Source organism: Amycolatopsis sp. NPDC051758 (assembly GCF_044453095.1).
Lineage (GTDB): Bacteria > Actinomycetota > Actinomycetes > Mycobacteriales > Pseudonocardiaceae > Amycolatopsis.
The window spans coordinates 577,174-590,347 of the sequence record NZ_JBITCJ010000003.1 but is presented as its reverse complement, the minus strand read 5'-3'; the positions used below and the strand labels follow the sequence as shown (position 1 = coordinate 590,347).

Below are 13,174 nucleotides of genomic sequence, written 5' to 3'. Positions count from 1 at the left end.
CCGTCCATGCTCTCACGCCCGGCGGGCGTTGTGGGGTTCCGCCCGGGGCCGGAATTCGCTGTGAGATCGATCGCTGACCGAGTGGTAACCGGGTGGTCGCCGTTGTGCGGCGGGCACCCGGGTTCGTAGGCTGTGCGACGCGGGCGACTAGGGGCTGAGCTGCGATGGAGGACTGAGGCACCGGTGCTGTACTGGCTCATGAAGTGGGTGTTCATCGGTCCGCTGCTCAAGACGCTGTGGCCGACGAAGGTCGTCGGCGCGGAGAACATCCCCGAGACCGGGGGCGCGATCCTGGCCGGCAACCACCTCGCCGTCGCGGACTCGTTCTTCATGCCGCTGCGGGTCAAGCGCAAGGTGACCTTCCCGGCCAAGTCCGAGTACTTCACCGAGCCCGGTTTCAAGGGCCTGCTCAAGAAGTGGTTCTTCACCGGTGTCGGCCAGTTCCCGATCGACCGCTCCGGCGGCAACGCCGCGCAGGCCGCGCTCGACACCGCGACCCGCCTGGTCAAGGACGGCCACCTGCTCGGCATCTACCCGGAGGGCACCCGCTCCCCGGACGGCCGCCTGTACAAGGGCAAGACCGGCGTCGCCCGGATCGCGCTGGACTCCGGCGGCGTGGTCGTCCCGGTCGCGATGATCGGCACCGACAAGGTCAACCCGATCGGCTCCAAGATGTGGTGGCCGCGCCGCCTCGAGGTCCGGTTCGGCAAGCCGCTCGACTTTTCGCGCTACGAGGGCCTCGCCGGCGACCGCTTCATCGAGCGGTCGATCACCGACGAGATCATGTACGCCCTGATGGAGCTCTCCGGCCAGGAGTACGTCGACATCTACGCGGCGAAGGCGAAGGAACTGCTCGCCGCGGAAGCTTCCGGCGTGAAGCCGAAGGTCCCGGCGCAGCCCTCCGCGAAGGACGCGGCCCGGGTGCCGGATTCCAAGGTCGGCTGACCCACTAGGCTCCACCGTCCTCCCCACCACCGCCCTCAAACGAGGCGCTTCGCGCCGCTGATACCTTTCCGCAGTGCGTTTCTTCTACGACACCGAGTTCATCGAGGACGGCGTGACGATCGACCTGGTGTCGATCGGTGTCGTTGACGAGCGGGGCCGCGAGTTCTACGCGGTCTCCACCGATTTCGACCCGGCCCGCGCGGGCCAGTGGGTCCGCGACAACGTGCTGGACAAGCTGCCGTCGCCGGCCGATCCGGCCTGGCGAAGCCGCGAAAAGATCCGCACCGACCTGCTGGAGTTCTTCGGCAAGCCCCCGGGCGGCATCGAGCTGTGGGCGTGGTTCGCCGCGTACGACCACGTCGCGCTCGCCCAGCTGTGGGGCCCGATGCCCGCCCTGCCGCGGCAGCTGCCGCGCTTCACCCGCGACCTGCGCCAGCGGTGGGAGGACGCCGGGAAGCCGAAGCTCCCGGCGGCCCCCACCGACCAGCACGACGCCCTCGCGGACGCGAAGCACAACCTGGCCCGCTGGGACGTCATCGAGTCCTACTTCCCGCGCCGCTGAGGCCGGGGTTCGGAGACCGCTCAGCGGCGGGCGCGGACCGCCTCGGCGAGCTCGTCGAGCAGCGGCGCCGTGTCGTCCCAGGCCATGCACGCGTCCGTGATCGACTGGCCGTAGGTCAGCTGCTCGCCGTGCCCGAGGTCGAGGTCCTGCCGGCCGGCCGCCAGGAAGCTCTCCATCATCAGCCCGACGATCCCGCGCTCACCGCCACCGATGCGTGCCGCCAGCTCGCGCACCACTTCGGCCTGGCGGACGTGGTCCTTGCCGCTGTTGCCGTGGCTCGCGTCGATGATCACGCGCTCCGGCAGGCCCGACTTCGCCAGCCGAGCCAGGGTGTCCGTCACGGTTTCGGCGTCGTAGTTCGAACCGCCGGCGTGGCCGCGCAGGATCACGTGGCAGTCCGGGTTGCCGGCCGTCGTCAGCAGCGCCGCGAGGCCGTCGGTGTTGATGCCCGGGAACACGTGGCTGGCCGCGGCCGCGCGGGTCGCGTCCACCGCCACCTGGACGTCGCCCTCGGTGGAGTTCTTGATCCCCACCGGCATCGACAGCGCGCTGCACATCTGGCGGTGCACCTGGCTGGCCGCGGTGCGCGCGCCGATCGAGCCCCAGGTCACGATGTCGGCGATGAACTGCGGCGTGATCGGGTCGAGGAACTCACAACCCACCGGCAGGCCGAGCGCGGAGACGTCGAGCAGCAGCCGCCGGGCCAGGCGCAGGCCCTTGTTGACGGCGAACGTGCCGTCGAGGTCGGGGTCGTTGATCAGGCCCTTCCAGCCCAGCGTGGTACGCGGCTTTTCGAAGTACACGCGCATCACGATGTGCAGCTCGCCGCGCAGTTCCTCGGCCTTCGCGGCCAGCCGGCGGGCGTAGTCGAGGGCGGCTTCCGGGTCGTGGACCGAGCACGGGCCGACCACCACGGCGAGCCGGTCGTCGCGGCCCTCGAGGATGTCGACCGTTTCAGCACGGCCTTGCCGCACGACCTTCGCGACGGCGGCGTCGACCGGATGGTCTTCGCGCAGCATCGCGGGCGAAATGAGCGGACTGATCGAAGTGGTGCGCGCGGCGTCGAGGTCACCGATGGTGGCGGGGCCTGCCGAGAGCGTCATGGCGGGGGTGTTCCTTCCTGGTGGACACCGACCCGCGCGGGGGACCCTCGCCGAGCCGGTTCGAAGTTCCGGCTCGGGGGTGGAAGTCAGCGCAGGTTCACGCCGCCGTGCCCACCCGGGGCCGGCTTCGTAAACCAGTAATAGCGCTGCACGTGTTCAAGTTAGCACAGGCCGGACGCGGACCGATTCGGCAGGTGGTACGGGCTGCACCGATCAAGACGTGAGCCGCTACTCTGGCGGGCGACGAAATGTGACTGTCATCTCCAGAGAACAGACGGAGGCTTCTCATGCGTGTCGGTGTGCTGACCGGCGGCGGCGACTGCCCGGGACTCAACGCGGTGATCCGCGCCGTGGTGCGCAAGGGCATCGAGGTGCACGGCTGGGACTTCGTGGGCTTCCGCAACGGCTGGAACGGCCCGCTGACCGGGGACAGCCGTCCGCTCGGCCTGAACGACGTCGAGGACATCCTCACCCGCGGCGGCACCATCCTGCGGTCCTCGCGCACCAACCCGTACAAGGTCGACGGCGGCGTCGACAAGATCCGGAAGGTCCTCGCGGACCAGGGCGTCGACGCGCTGATCGCGATCGGCGGCGAGGACACCCTGGGCGTCGCGAAGCGGCTCACCGACGACGGCATCGGTGTCGTGGGCGTGCCCAAGACGATCGACAACGACCTGGGCGCCACCGACTACACCTTCGGCTTCGACACCGCGGTGTCCATCGCGACCGAGGCGATCGACCGGCTGCACACCACCGCCGAGTCGCACCACCGGGCGCTGGTCGTCGAGGTCATGGGCCGGCACGCCGGCTGGATCGCGCTGCACTCCGGCCTGGCCGGCGGCGCGAGCGTGATCCTGGTGCCGGAGCGGCACTTCAACGTCGACCAGGTCGTCTCCTGGGTCGAGCGCCGCTTCGAGAAGGAGTTCGCGCCGATCATCGTCGTCGCCGAGGGCGCGCTGCCCGAGGGCGGCGAGGAGAAGCTGCTCACCGGCGAGAAGGACGCCTTCGGGCACGTCCGCCTCGGCGGCATCGGCACCTGGCTGGCCGACGAGATCGCCCACCGCACCGGCAAGGAGTCCCGCGCGGTCGTGCTGGGCCACGTCCAGCGCGGCGGCACGCCGACCGCCTATGACCGCGTGCTCGCGACCCGCTTCGGCCTGCACGCCGTGGACGCGGTCGCCGACGGCGACTTCGGCGTCATGGTCGCCCTCAAGGGCACGGACATCGTCCGCGTGAAGCTGTCCGAGGCGACGGCCGAGCTGAAGACGGTCCCGGTCGAGCGTTACCAGGAAGCTGAAGTCTTCTTCGGCTGAGTCTTGTGCCGTGAGGGGCACCTTCAGGGACATCACGTCCCTGAAGGTGCCCCTCACGGCGTTTCAGATGCGGGCGAGGGTGTCCAGGACCGTGATCGCCCGGGCGATGTCGTCGGTCAGCGGGCGGTCGTCGGTGCTCTCGTCCAGGACCTCGGACGCCGCGTCGAAGGCATCGCGGACCGGGAGGTCCACCAGGTCCGCGTCGCGCATCCGCAGTGCACGCACTGCCGCGACCAGCTCACACGCCAGCACCTGCTGGTACGACGTGCAGGCCGCGGTCGCCGCGCGGGCCGCCTGCGTCGAGAAGCTCGCGTGGTCTTCGATGCCGCGGGACACCACGGCCGTGCCGAGCGTTGCGGGGAGGGCCGCCTGCCGCAGCTCCGTGAGCGCGTCGTGCGCCACGTACTCCAGGATCATCACGCCCGAACTGCCCGCCGGACCCGCGGCGAGGAACGGCCGCAGCCCGGTGAACTCCGGCTCGACGAGGTCGCCGAGCCGCGCCACCGACAGCTCCGCCACCTGGTGGACGGTCGCCCGTGCCTGGTCCAGCGCCGTCGACACGTACGCCGTGTGGAAGTGCGCGTGGTGGTAGGCGTCGCCGTGCACCGTCGAGATCATCGGGTTCTCGGTGCTGGCGTTGATCTCCACCGCGAGCACGTCCCGCAGGTAGTGGATCGCGTCCAGCGCCGGGCCCTGGACCTGCGGGAACGCCCGCAGCCCGAACGGGTCCTGGATCCGCCGCCCCGGCTTCGGCGTCTGGTGCATGCCCAGCAGCCGCCGCATTTCGGCCGCACACGCGACCTGGCCGGCGTGCGGACGCGCTTCGTGCACCGGCGTCGCGTACGCCTCGGGGTTGCCGTCGAGCGCGACGTAGGTCAGCGCGGCGATGGCGTGGCTCGCCCGGGTCAGCGTGTCCAGCCGCATCGCCGCGAGGGTCGCTTCGGCGAGGGTCGCGGCGTTGCTGCTCATGAACGCGAGCGCGTCACCCGCGAGCACCGGCACCGGCGGCACGTGGCCGTCGACCCACGCGCGTTCGCCGGTGAGCGCGAGCGCCGTCTCGGCCAGTGGCGCGAGGTCGCCGGTGCCGATCGCGCCGAGCCGGTGGACCAGCGGCAACGCGCCGGTGCGGACCGCTTCGGCCAGTACGCCGATCAGCTCCGGGCTGATCCCGGACCGGCCGGCCAGCAGCTGGTTGAGCCGGATCAGCATCATCCCGCGGATCTGGCCGGGCGGCATCGGATCCCCGCTGCCGCCGGCATGGCTGCGCAGCAGCCGCAGCCCGTGCTCCTTCGAGCTCGCGACGGTGTCGTCCTTGTTGGCCCCGACGCCGGTGGTCCGGCCGTAGACCATCCGCCGTGTGCTCAGTTCCTCCGCGAGCTTCCACGCGTGCTCGGCCCCGCGCAGCGCGGCGATCGAGACGTCGATACCCAGCGGTCCCTCGGTGCGCGCCGCCGTCACGACGTCCGCGCACCTGAGGGTCCGACCGTCCACCCGGATCAAGGGCAGCCTCCTTCCGACTGCCCTCACTATGCGGCTAGGGCGCCGGTGGCTGCCAGGGCGGCATCGGCCAGTCCCAGTGCGGAACCGGTTCGTGCAGGTTGGGCTCGGCGCCCGGCGCCGAGAAGAGCACCGCCAGCCGGCTGCCCCACTCGAGGTAACCGGCGAACGCGGCCCGGAACTCGGGGTCACCCGGCAGGCCGGCCTCGTCGGCGGCGTCGAGCAGCAGCGAGACCCAGCGGCGGCGCTGCTGCTCGGTGATGCCGCGGCCGAGGTGGCGGCCGATCATGTGGGCGTGCCCGCCGTGGCTCTCCGAATAGGCCGCCGGTCCGCCGAAGACCTCGCCGAGCCAGACCGCGACGTGCTCGGCGTGGTGCGGGTCCATCTGCCGGAACACGGGCTCGAGCAGCGGGTCTTCGAGGACGTGGCGGTAGAAGATCGTGAGGAGCTTCACGAGGGCTTCGTGGCCGCCGGCCCACTCGTAAAGGGTCGGGGTGGCGGGCGGGTTTTCTGGCACGATCACCCGGTCAGGCAACCAGTGGTGCGCCGACCGGGCAACCACGTACTTTCCGGTGCGTAGGGGAGAGCGGGATGAAGCGGTACCACTGCGCGGTCGAGCTGGCGGTCGACCTGATCGGCGGCAAGTGGAAGCCGGTGATCCTGGCCCACCTCAAGGAGGGCGCGCACCGCTACGGCGAGCTGCGGCGCCGGATGCCGGCGGTGAGCGAGAAGATGCTGACCCAGCAGCTGCGCGAGCTGGCGGCGGACGGCCTCGTCCGCCGTGAGGAGTTCGACGGCCGGGTCCCGCACGTCGAGTACCACCTGACGGAAGTGGGGGAGGAGCTCCGCCCGGCGTTGACGGCGCTGTACGAGTGGGGCGAGCGCCGCGCGGCGGCCGCGGGGATCACCTTCGAGCCGACGGACCAGGCGCAGCCCCGGACGTAAGCGCGCCACATCGGGGCGCGCGGTCAGCGCGGGTCGGTCTCGTCCAGCCGGCGTTCCAGCGCGTCCAGCCGGCCCGACCAGAAGCGGCGGTACGGCGCGAGCCAGGCGTCCACTTCGGCCAGTGGCTCCGGGCGCAGCGCGTAACACCGCCGCTGCGCCGCGACCCGCACCGTCACGAGCCCCGCTTCGCGCAGCACCCGGAGGTGCTTGGACACCGCCGGCTGGCTGAGGTCGAGCTCCTCGACGAGCTCGCCGACGGAGCGTTCGCCGTCCCGGAGCAGGTCGAGGATGGTCCGGCGCCGGGGTTCGGCGAGGACGTCGAAGGTCTGCATCACCCCTGAAATGTGCTCCGCCGGGCATATTCCTGTCAAGGCATGCGCACCCGGCCCACTGGGCCCTTTGCAGCAACGAAGTCTGGTCTGAACCATTGACCTAATGGTCTAGTCCACTTACGGTGGTGTGGTCCCCACCACTCCGGCACCGTCGCCGTGAGTAATTCTCCGGAGGGAGAAGGCATGTCCCGTTTCCGCAGGAAGAGCTTCTCGGCGCTGCTGACCGTGGCCGCCGCCGCGGGCCTGGTGGCGGGCGCCGCCGCGGCCCCGGCCGCCACCGCCGCGCCCGTGTCGGCCGAAGCCTCCGTCGGCAAGGTTGTCGGCTACTTCACCGAATGGGGGGTCTACGACCGCAACTACCACGTCAAGAACATCGAGACGTCGGGCTCGGCGAGCAAGCTGACCCACATCAACTACGCGTTCGGCAACGTCACCAACGGCGGCTGCGCCATCGGGGACGCCTACGCCGACTACCAGAAGACCTATGACGCCGCGGGCAGCGTCGACGGTGTCGCCGACACCTGGGACCAGCCCCTCGCCGGCAGCTTCAACCAGCTCAAGAAGCTCAAGGCGAAGCACCCCGGCCTCAAGGTGATCTGGTCGTTCGGCGGCTGGACCTGGTCGGGCGGCTTCGGGCAGGCCGCGCAGAACCCCGCCGCGTTCGCCGATTCCTGCTACAACCTGGTCAACGACCCGCGCTGGGCCGGCGTCTTCGACGGCATCGACATCGACTGGGAATACCCGAACGCCTGCGGCTTGAGCTGTGACACCAGCGGCGCCGCGGCGTACAAGAACCTGATGTCCGCGCTGCGCGCCAAGTTCGGCTCGCAGCTGGTCACCGCGGCGATCACCGCCGACGGCACCGACGGCGGCAAGATCGACGCGGCCGACTACGCCGGCGCCGCCCAGTACGTCGACTGGTACAACGTGATGACCTACGACTACTTCGGCGCGTTCGCCGCGCAGGGCCCGACCGCCCCGCACTCGCCGCTGACGTCGTACGACGGCATCCCGACGCCGGGCTTCTACTCCGACGCGGCGATCCAGAAGCTCAAGAGCAAGGGCATCGCGTCGGCCAAGCTGTTGCTGGGCATCGGTTTCTACGGCCGCGGCTGGACGGGTGTCACGCAGGACGCCCCGGGCGGCACGGCGACCGGCGCCGCACCGGCCAAGTACGAGCCGGGCATCGAGGACTACAAGATCCTCAAGACGTCCTGCCCGGCGACCGGCACGGTCGCGGGCACCGCGTACGCCAAGTGCGGCAGCAACTGGTGGAGCTACGACACCCCGTCGACCATCTCCGGCAAGGTCGACTACGCCAAGAACCAGGGCCTGGGCGGCGCGATGTTCTGGGAGCTCTCGGGCGACACCACCGACGGTGAGCTGATCACCGCCGTCGCGAAGTAACTGCGGGATCCGCGGCGGGGGGACCGGCGGGAAACCGTCGGTCCCCCCGATTATCGTGACCGCCGTGAAGTTCAGCGGATTCGGCGAGTACGCCGTCGACTTCTTCGACGGCCTCGTGGAGGACAACTCCAAGCCCTACTGGGACGACCACGTCGAGGTCTACAAGTCCGACGTCCGGGCGCCGATGGAGGCCCTGCTCGACGAGCTCAAGACCGAGTTCGGCGACGGCTTCGGCGAGCCCAAGGTGTTCCGCCCCTACCGCGACGTCCGGTTCGCCAAGGACAAGACGCCCTACAAGACCCACTGCGGCGGCGTGCTCGAGCAGGGCCGCGGTGGTGGCGCCTACTACGTCGAGGTCGGGCCGGAGGGCCTGCGTGTCGGCGGCGGGTGCTTCTACCTCGCGTCCGACCAGATCGCCCGGTTCCGCCAGGCCGTCGACACCGAGCTGCACGGCGAAGCGCTCCGGAAGATCATCAAGAAGCTCGAGCGCGCCGGCTGGGAGGTCAAGGGCGACCGGCTGAAGTCGAAGCCGCGCGGCTTCGACGCCGAGCACCCCCGCCTCGACCTGCTGCGCTACCGCTCGGTGTACGCCGTGCGCGCCTGGGAGCCGGACGACGTGCTGCACGAGCGGGGCGCCCTCGACCGCGTCCGGAAGGCGTGGCGGCAGCTGCGCGAGTTCAACGAATGGGCCCGTGACCGGGTCGGACCCAGCGAGCAGCCACGCCGCTGACCCCAGGGGTTTCTGAACCGTTTCTCTGAACTTTTCGGGATCGGTACAGACGAACGGGCGGAGAGGGACTACGCTGTGCGAACGTGAGCCGACGCGCGAAGATCGTTTGTACCCTGGGCCCTGCCACCGCCACGCCGGAGAAGATGCGGGCCCTCGTCGACGCAGGCATGGACGTGGCCCGGATGAACTTCAGCCACGGCAGCCACGGCGACCACAAGCAGGTCTACGACCTGATCCGGGACGCCGCCGCCGCGAGTGGCCGGGCGGTCGGCATCCTCGCCGACCTGCAGGGCCCGAAGATCCGCCTGGGCACGTTCGCCGGCGGGCCGGTCGAGTGGCAGAACGGCGACATCGTCCGGATCACGGTCGAGGACGTCGCCGGCACCCACGACCGGGTCTCGACGACCTACAAGGGCCTGGCCAAGGACGCCAAGCCCGGTGACCGCCTGCTCGTCGACGACGGCAAGGTCGGCCTGGTGGTCAAGGAGGTCGACGGCCAGGACGTGGTGTGCGAGGTCACCGAAGGCGGCCCGGTCAGCAACAACAAGGGCGTCTCGCTGCCCGGCATGGACGTCTCCGTGCCGGCGATGTCCGAGAAGGACATCGAGGACCTCGAGTTCGCGCTCGAGCTGGGTGTCGACTTCATCGCCCTCTCGTTCGTCCGCTCGCCGGCCGACATCGACCTGGTCCACCAGGTGATGGATCGGGTCGGCAAGGGCCGGCTGCCGGTCGTCGCGAAGATCGAGAAGCCCGAGGCGGTCTACAACCTCGAGGCCATCGTGCTGGCCTTCGACGCGGTGATGGTCGCCCGTGGTGACCTCGGCGTCGAGCTGCCGCTGGAGCAGGTCCCGCTGGTCCAGAAGCGCGCCATCCAGATCTGCCGCGAGAACGCGAAGCCGGTCATCGTCGCGACGCAGATGCTCGAGTCGATGATCAACAACTCCCGGCCGACCCGCGCCGAGGCCTCCGACGTCGCGAACGCGGTGCTCGACGGCGCCGACGCGCTGATGCTGTCCGGCGAGACCTCGGTCGGCCGGTACGCGATCGAGGTCGTCCAGACGATGGGCCGGATCATCGAGGCCGTCGAGACGGACTCGCCGGTCGTCCCGCCGCTGACGCACGTCCCGCGCACCAAGCGTGGCGTGATCTCCTACGCCGCCCGCGACATCGGCGAGCGGCTCAACGCGAAGGCCCTGGTCGCCTTCACCCAGTCCGGCGACACCGTGCGCCGCCTGGCCCGGCTGCACACGCGGCTGCCGCTGCTGGCGTTCACGCCCGAGGACTGCGTCCGCAGCCAGCTCGCGATGACCTGGGGCACGACGACCCACATCGTGCCGCGGGTGGAGTCCACCGACCAGATGATCCAGCAGGTCGACCACGCGATGCTGGAGATGGGCCGCTACCAGAAGGGCGACCTGGTCGTCATCGTCGCCGGCTCGCCCCCGGGCACCGTCGGCTCGACGAACCTGATCCACGTGCACCGCCTCGGTGAAGACGACCACGCATAAGGGACGTCCTGCCCCCGCAGCACATAGGGTCTGGCCATGACTGAAATGGCCAGGACGGCCGCCACCGAACTGGAGATCCCGGGTGGCGGCCAGCCCGTGCTGGACCGCCTGATCGCGCTGCTCGACCTGGAGAAGATCGAAGAGAACATCTTCCGCGGCGTCTCGCCCGCCCACTCGCCGGTGCGGGTGTTCGGCGGGCAGGTCGCCGGCCAGGCGCTGGTCGCGGCCGGGCGCACGGTCCCCGAGGAGCGCCGGGTCCACTCGCTGCACGCGTACTTCATCCGCGGCGGCGACCCGAGCGTGCCGATCATCTACGAGGTCGACCGGATCCGGGACGGCCGGTCGTTCACCACCCGCCGGGTCATCGCGATCCAGCACGGCAAGGCGATCTTCTCGCTCTCGGCGTCGTTCCAGAAGGACGAACCGGGCATCGAGCACGCCGAAGAGATGCCCGAGGGCGTGCCGGCCCCCGAGACGTTGCCGACGCTGATGGAACGCGCCGAGGGCTACGCGATCGGCGCCCACAGCCGGCCGCGGCCGATCGACGTGCGCTACGTCAACGAGCCGCCGTGGGTCACCCGCGAGACGGGGGAGCGGCCCGCGCGCAACCAGGTGTGGATGCGCGCCGACGGGAAGCTGCCCGACCAGCAGCTGCTGCACGTCTGCGTGCTGACGTACGCCTCGGACATGACCCTGCTGGACTCGGTGCTGGCGCGTCACGGCGTCTACTGGGACACCGACAAGGTGCTCGGCGCGAGCCTGGACCACGCGCTCTGGTTCCACCGGCCCTTCCGTGCCGACGAGTGGTTCCTCTACGACAGCGCGTCACCGACAGCCTCCGGCGCGCGCGGTCTCGCCACGGGCCGGTTCTTCGGCGAGGACGGCACGCTCATCGCGACGGTCGTCCAAGAAGGACTCCTGCGGGTCCTCTGAAGCCCGTCGGAAATCACCCTTCCGGGCGACAAATTGCCGGGTTATCCAATCCGGTGAAAGGGCATTCAGGCCACCGGGAGAGGGCCGGGACCGATCGGGGGACGGCCCCGGACCTCTTCCTCCGATGATCACGCGGCGAGCCGCGGATCCATCGTCTACGCTGCTCACAGGCCTCCACGAGCCCGGGGGTCGGAGCCCGCCGCGCCGGTGCCGCGGCCTGCCGCAGTGCAGGCTGCGAGCATACAAGAGCATTCTGCAAATTGCAGATTCCTCGCCGTGCGCGTGGCGGTAAAAGGTACCGTGCGATTACTCGATGATCCCTGTTAGATACTGGCAGCAAGCGAACGGCTACGACGCCGTCGACATCCGGAGGTGCCGCGATGGCAAGGGGACAGAGCCCCACGGTTCGCCGCCGGAGGCTCGCGGGAGAGCTGCGCCGGCTGCGCGAAGCCGCGGACCTGACGATCGACGAGGTGGGCGAGAAGCTCGAGTGCTCCGCGTCGAAGGTCAGCCGCATCGAGACCGGGCACGTCGGGGTCACCCCCCGCGACGCCCGGGACATGCTGGCGCTCTACGGGATCACCGGTGACGAGCAGGAGGCGCTCGTCCAGCTGGCCAGGGAGGCCCGCAAGCGCGGCTGGTGGCACGCCTACAACGAGGTCTTCACCGGCACGTTCGTCGGGCTCGAGGCCGACGCCAGCTCGCTGCGCGCGTTCCAGGCGCTGCTGGTGCCGGGGCTGCTGCAGACCGAGCGGTACGCCCGCGCGGTGATCCGGGCGCTGCGGCCGGACGCCGAGGACGCCGAGACCCGCCGCCGGGTCGCCGCGCGGATGGCGCGCCAGGAGCTGCTGTCGGACAACCCGCCGCCGGAGTACTGGGCGGTGATGGACGAAGCCGTGCTGCGCCGCGTCGTCGACGGCCCCGAGGTGATGGCCGAGCAGCTCTACCGCATGGTCGCGCTCGCCGAAAAGCCGAACGTGACCATTCAGGTCGTGCCGTTCGGCGCCGGCGCGCACCCGGGGATGGAGGGTCCCTTCCTGATCATGGGTTTCCCCGAGCAGGCCGACCCGGACGTCGTCTACGTCGACGACAGCACGTCCAGCGGCCTCTACCTGGAGGAACCCACAGACGTGCGGCGCTACGGGCTGATGTTCGACCATCTGCGCGCGGCCGCACTGAAACCGGACGACTCGGTGGCGTTGATCGCCGAGGCGGCCGGACGGTTCGCCGAACAGGCGGCCGTACCGGCTCCGGTGCACCACCTGGAACCGAGGACACAGTAAGGGAGTTGGGGACCATGGAGAGCGTGAATTCAGAGTCACTGTCCGGGTTGCGGTGGCGCAAGAGCAGCCACAGCGGCGGCGGCAACGATTGCGTCGAGGTCGCGTTTGTCGCCGGCGGTGCCGCGGTGCGCGACTCGAAGGACCCCGAGGGTGGTGCGTTCCGCCTGCCCGCATCCGGTTGGCAGGGGCTGCTGGCCGCGGTGCGGCCCGGCGGCCCCGCGCGCGACTGAGGCGGTTCCGAAGACCCCTTACCCCCACCGAGCTGGGCTCGGCCGGGAGTAAGGGGTCTTTTCACGTCCAGGGCTGCGTGATCACCCGATGCCTGAGGTGTCCCCTCAGGACGAACCTGAGTGCTACCAACCGGTGAACTCGGGAACAGGGGAACAACATGCACAGCGATCTGCTTCTGGACGCGGTCCGGGCCGAAGCGGCCTACCGGGCCGAGGAACTGCGGAAGGCCGGGCGCAGCGCCTGGGCCGCCCGCGCCCGCCGCGCCGTCCGGCACATCCGGGCCGCGCGGACGGACGTCGACGTGCCGGCGCAGGAGCGCCGGGAAGCCGCGCGGGAGACCGCGGGTGTCGGCAAGACCGCCCGGTAGGGGCGGGTGATGGTGTCC

Annotated in this window: 15 protein-coding genes; 11 read left to right on the top strand and 4 right to left on the bottom strand. The window is 70.4% G+C overall.

Features of this window, described 5'->3' with window-relative positions; genetic code table 11:
• Positions 1-183 precede the first annotated feature (183 nt).
• Positions 184-945 carry a lysophospholipid acyltransferase family protein gene (locus ACIA5G_RS18130; RefSeq protein ID WP_395924392.1) on the top strand — a complete coding sequence of 254 codons (762 nt, stop codon included), beginning with the start codon at positions 184-186 and terminating at the stop codon, positions 943-945.
• A gap of 73 nt (positions 946-1,018) precedes the next feature.
• Complete coding sequence (locus ACIA5G_RS18125) at positions 1,019-1,507, top strand: polyadenylate-specific 3'-exoribonuclease AS (protein ID WP_395924390.1); 489 nt, start codon at positions 1,019-1,021, stop codon at positions 1,505-1,507.
• 20 nt (positions 1,508-1,527) lie between these two features.
• Here the strand turns inward: ACIA5G_RS18125 and ACIA5G_RS18120 are convergent, their stop codons facing one another.
• Positions 1,528-2,610, bottom strand: coding sequence for a 3-deoxy-7-phosphoheptulonate synthase (locus tag ACIA5G_RS18120; RefSeq protein WP_395924388.1), 1,083 nt, complete (start codon positions 2,608-2,610; stop codon positions 1,528-1,530).
• 287 nt (positions 2,611-2,897) lie between these two features.
• On the opposite strand from ACIA5G_RS18120, the gene ACIA5G_RS18115 reads away from it, so the two are divergent.
• Positions 2,898-3,923 carry a 6-phosphofructokinase gene (locus tag ACIA5G_RS18115; RefSeq protein ID WP_395924386.1) on the top strand — a complete coding sequence of 342 codons (1,026 nt, stop codon included), beginning with the start codon at positions 2,898-2,900 and terminating at the stop codon, positions 3,921-3,923.
• A 63-nt stretch (positions 3,924-3,986) separates the two neighbouring features.
• On the opposite strand, the gene ACIA5G_RS18110 is transcribed toward ACIA5G_RS18115, so the two are convergent.
• Complete coding sequence (locus tag ACIA5G_RS18110; RefSeq protein ID WP_395924384.1) at positions 3,987-5,423, bottom strand: aromatic amino acid ammonia-lyase; 1,437 nt, start codon at positions 5,421-5,423, stop codon at positions 3,987-3,989.
• 34 nt (positions 5,424-5,457) lie between these two features.
• Positions 5,458-5,943, bottom strand: coding sequence for a group II truncated hemoglobin (locus tag ACIA5G_RS18105; protein ID WP_395924382.1), 486 nt, complete (start codon positions 5,941-5,943; stop codon positions 5,458-5,460).
• A 68-nt stretch (positions 5,944-6,011) separates the two neighbouring features.
• Between ACIA5G_RS18105 and ACIA5G_RS18100 the strand changes: the two genes are divergently transcribed.
• Entirely contained in the window at positions 6,012-6,365 is a 354-nt protein-coding gene (locus tag ACIA5G_RS18100) for a winged helix-turn-helix transcriptional regulator (protein WP_395924380.1), read from the top strand.
• 23 nt (positions 6,366-6,388) lie between these two features.
• Here the strand turns inward: ACIA5G_RS18100 and ACIA5G_RS18095 are convergent, their stop codons facing one another.
• Positions 6,389-6,697: an ArsR/SmtB family transcription factor gene (locus ACIA5G_RS18095; RefSeq protein WP_395924939.1), complete on the bottom strand. Its 309-nt coding sequence runs from the start codon at positions 6,695-6,697 to the stop codon at positions 6,389-6,391.
• Between the two features lie 183 nt (positions 6,698-6,880).
• On the opposite strand from ACIA5G_RS18095, the gene ACIA5G_RS18090 reads away from it, so the two are divergent.
• The 7 genes from ACIA5G_RS18090 (at position 6,881) to ACIA5G_RS18060 (ending at position 13,156) form a co-directional block, all read left to right on the top strand.
• Complete coding sequence (locus ACIA5G_RS18090; protein ID WP_395924378.1) at positions 6,881-8,104, top strand: glycoside hydrolase family 18 protein; 1,224 nt, start codon at positions 6,881-6,883, stop codon at positions 8,102-8,104.
• 64 nt (positions 8,105-8,168) lie between these two features.
• On the top strand, positions 8,169-8,834 hold the full coding sequence (locus tag ACIA5G_RS18085; RefSeq protein WP_395924376.1) for a DUF2461 domain-containing protein: 666 nt from the start codon (positions 8,169-8,171) through the stop codon (positions 8,832-8,834).
• An 83-nt stretch (positions 8,835-8,917) separates the two neighbouring features.
• The gene (pyk, locus tag ACIA5G_RS18080; protein ID WP_395924374.1) at positions 8,918-10,342 is read left to right on the top strand and encodes a pyruvate kinase; all 1,425 of its coding nucleotides are present in this window, start codon (positions 8,918-8,920) and stop codon (positions 10,340-10,342) included.
• Positions 10,343-10,378: 36 nt separating this feature from the next.
• Entirely contained in the window at positions 10,379-11,275 is an 897-nt protein-coding gene (gene tesB, locus ACIA5G_RS18075; protein WP_395924372.1) for an acyl-CoA thioesterase II, read from the top strand.
• Between the two features lie 380 nt (positions 11,276-11,655).
• A complete protein-coding gene (locus ACIA5G_RS18070) occupies positions 11,656-12,558 on the top strand; it encodes a helix-turn-helix domain-containing protein (protein ID WP_395924370.1) in 903 nt (300 codons plus the stop codon).
• A gap of 23 nt (positions 12,559-12,581) precedes the next feature.
• Positions 12,582-12,788, top strand: coding sequence for a DUF397 domain-containing protein (locus ACIA5G_RS18065; RefSeq protein WP_395924368.1), 207 nt, complete (start codon positions 12,582-12,584; stop codon positions 12,786-12,788).
• Positions 12,789-12,946: 158 nt separating this feature from the next.
• A complete protein-coding gene (locus tag ACIA5G_RS18060) occupies positions 12,947-13,156 on the top strand; it encodes a hypothetical protein (protein WP_395924366.1) in 210 nt (69 codons plus the stop codon).
• The last annotated feature ends 18 nt before the right edge of the window (positions 13,157-13,174 follow it).

Coding starts and splice junctions, on each gene's coding strand:
- ACIA5G_RS18100 (WP_395924380.1), top strand. CDS start 6,012: ATGAAGCGGTACCACTGCGCGGTCGAGCTGGCGGTCGACCTGATCGGC.
- ACIA5G_RS18120 (WP_395924388.1), bottom strand. CDS start 2,610: ATGACGCTCTCGGCAGGCCCCGCCACCATCGGTGACCTCGACGCCGCG.
- ACIA5G_RS18090 (WP_395924378.1), top strand. CDS start 6,881: ATGTCCCGTTTCCGCAGGAAGAGCTTCTCGGCGCTGCTGACCGTGGCC.
- tesB (WP_395924372.1), top strand. CDS start 10,379: ATGACTGAAATGGCCAGGACGGCCGCCACCGAACTGGAGATCCCGGGT.
- ACIA5G_RS18070 (WP_395924370.1), top strand. CDS start 11,656: ATGGCAAGGGGACAGAGCCCCACGGTTCGCCGCCGGAGGCTCGCGGGA.
- ACIA5G_RS18095 (WP_395924939.1), bottom strand. CDS start 6,697: ATGCAGACCTTCGACGTCCTCGCCGAACCCCGGCGCCGGACCATCCTC.
- ACIA5G_RS18060 (WP_395924366.1), top strand. CDS start 12,947: ATGCACAGCGATCTGCTTCTGGACGCGGTCCGGGCCGAAGCGGCCTAC.
- ACIA5G_RS18115 (WP_395924386.1), top strand. CDS start 2,898: ATGCGTGTCGGTGTGCTGACCGGCGGCGGCGACTGCCCGGGACTCAAC.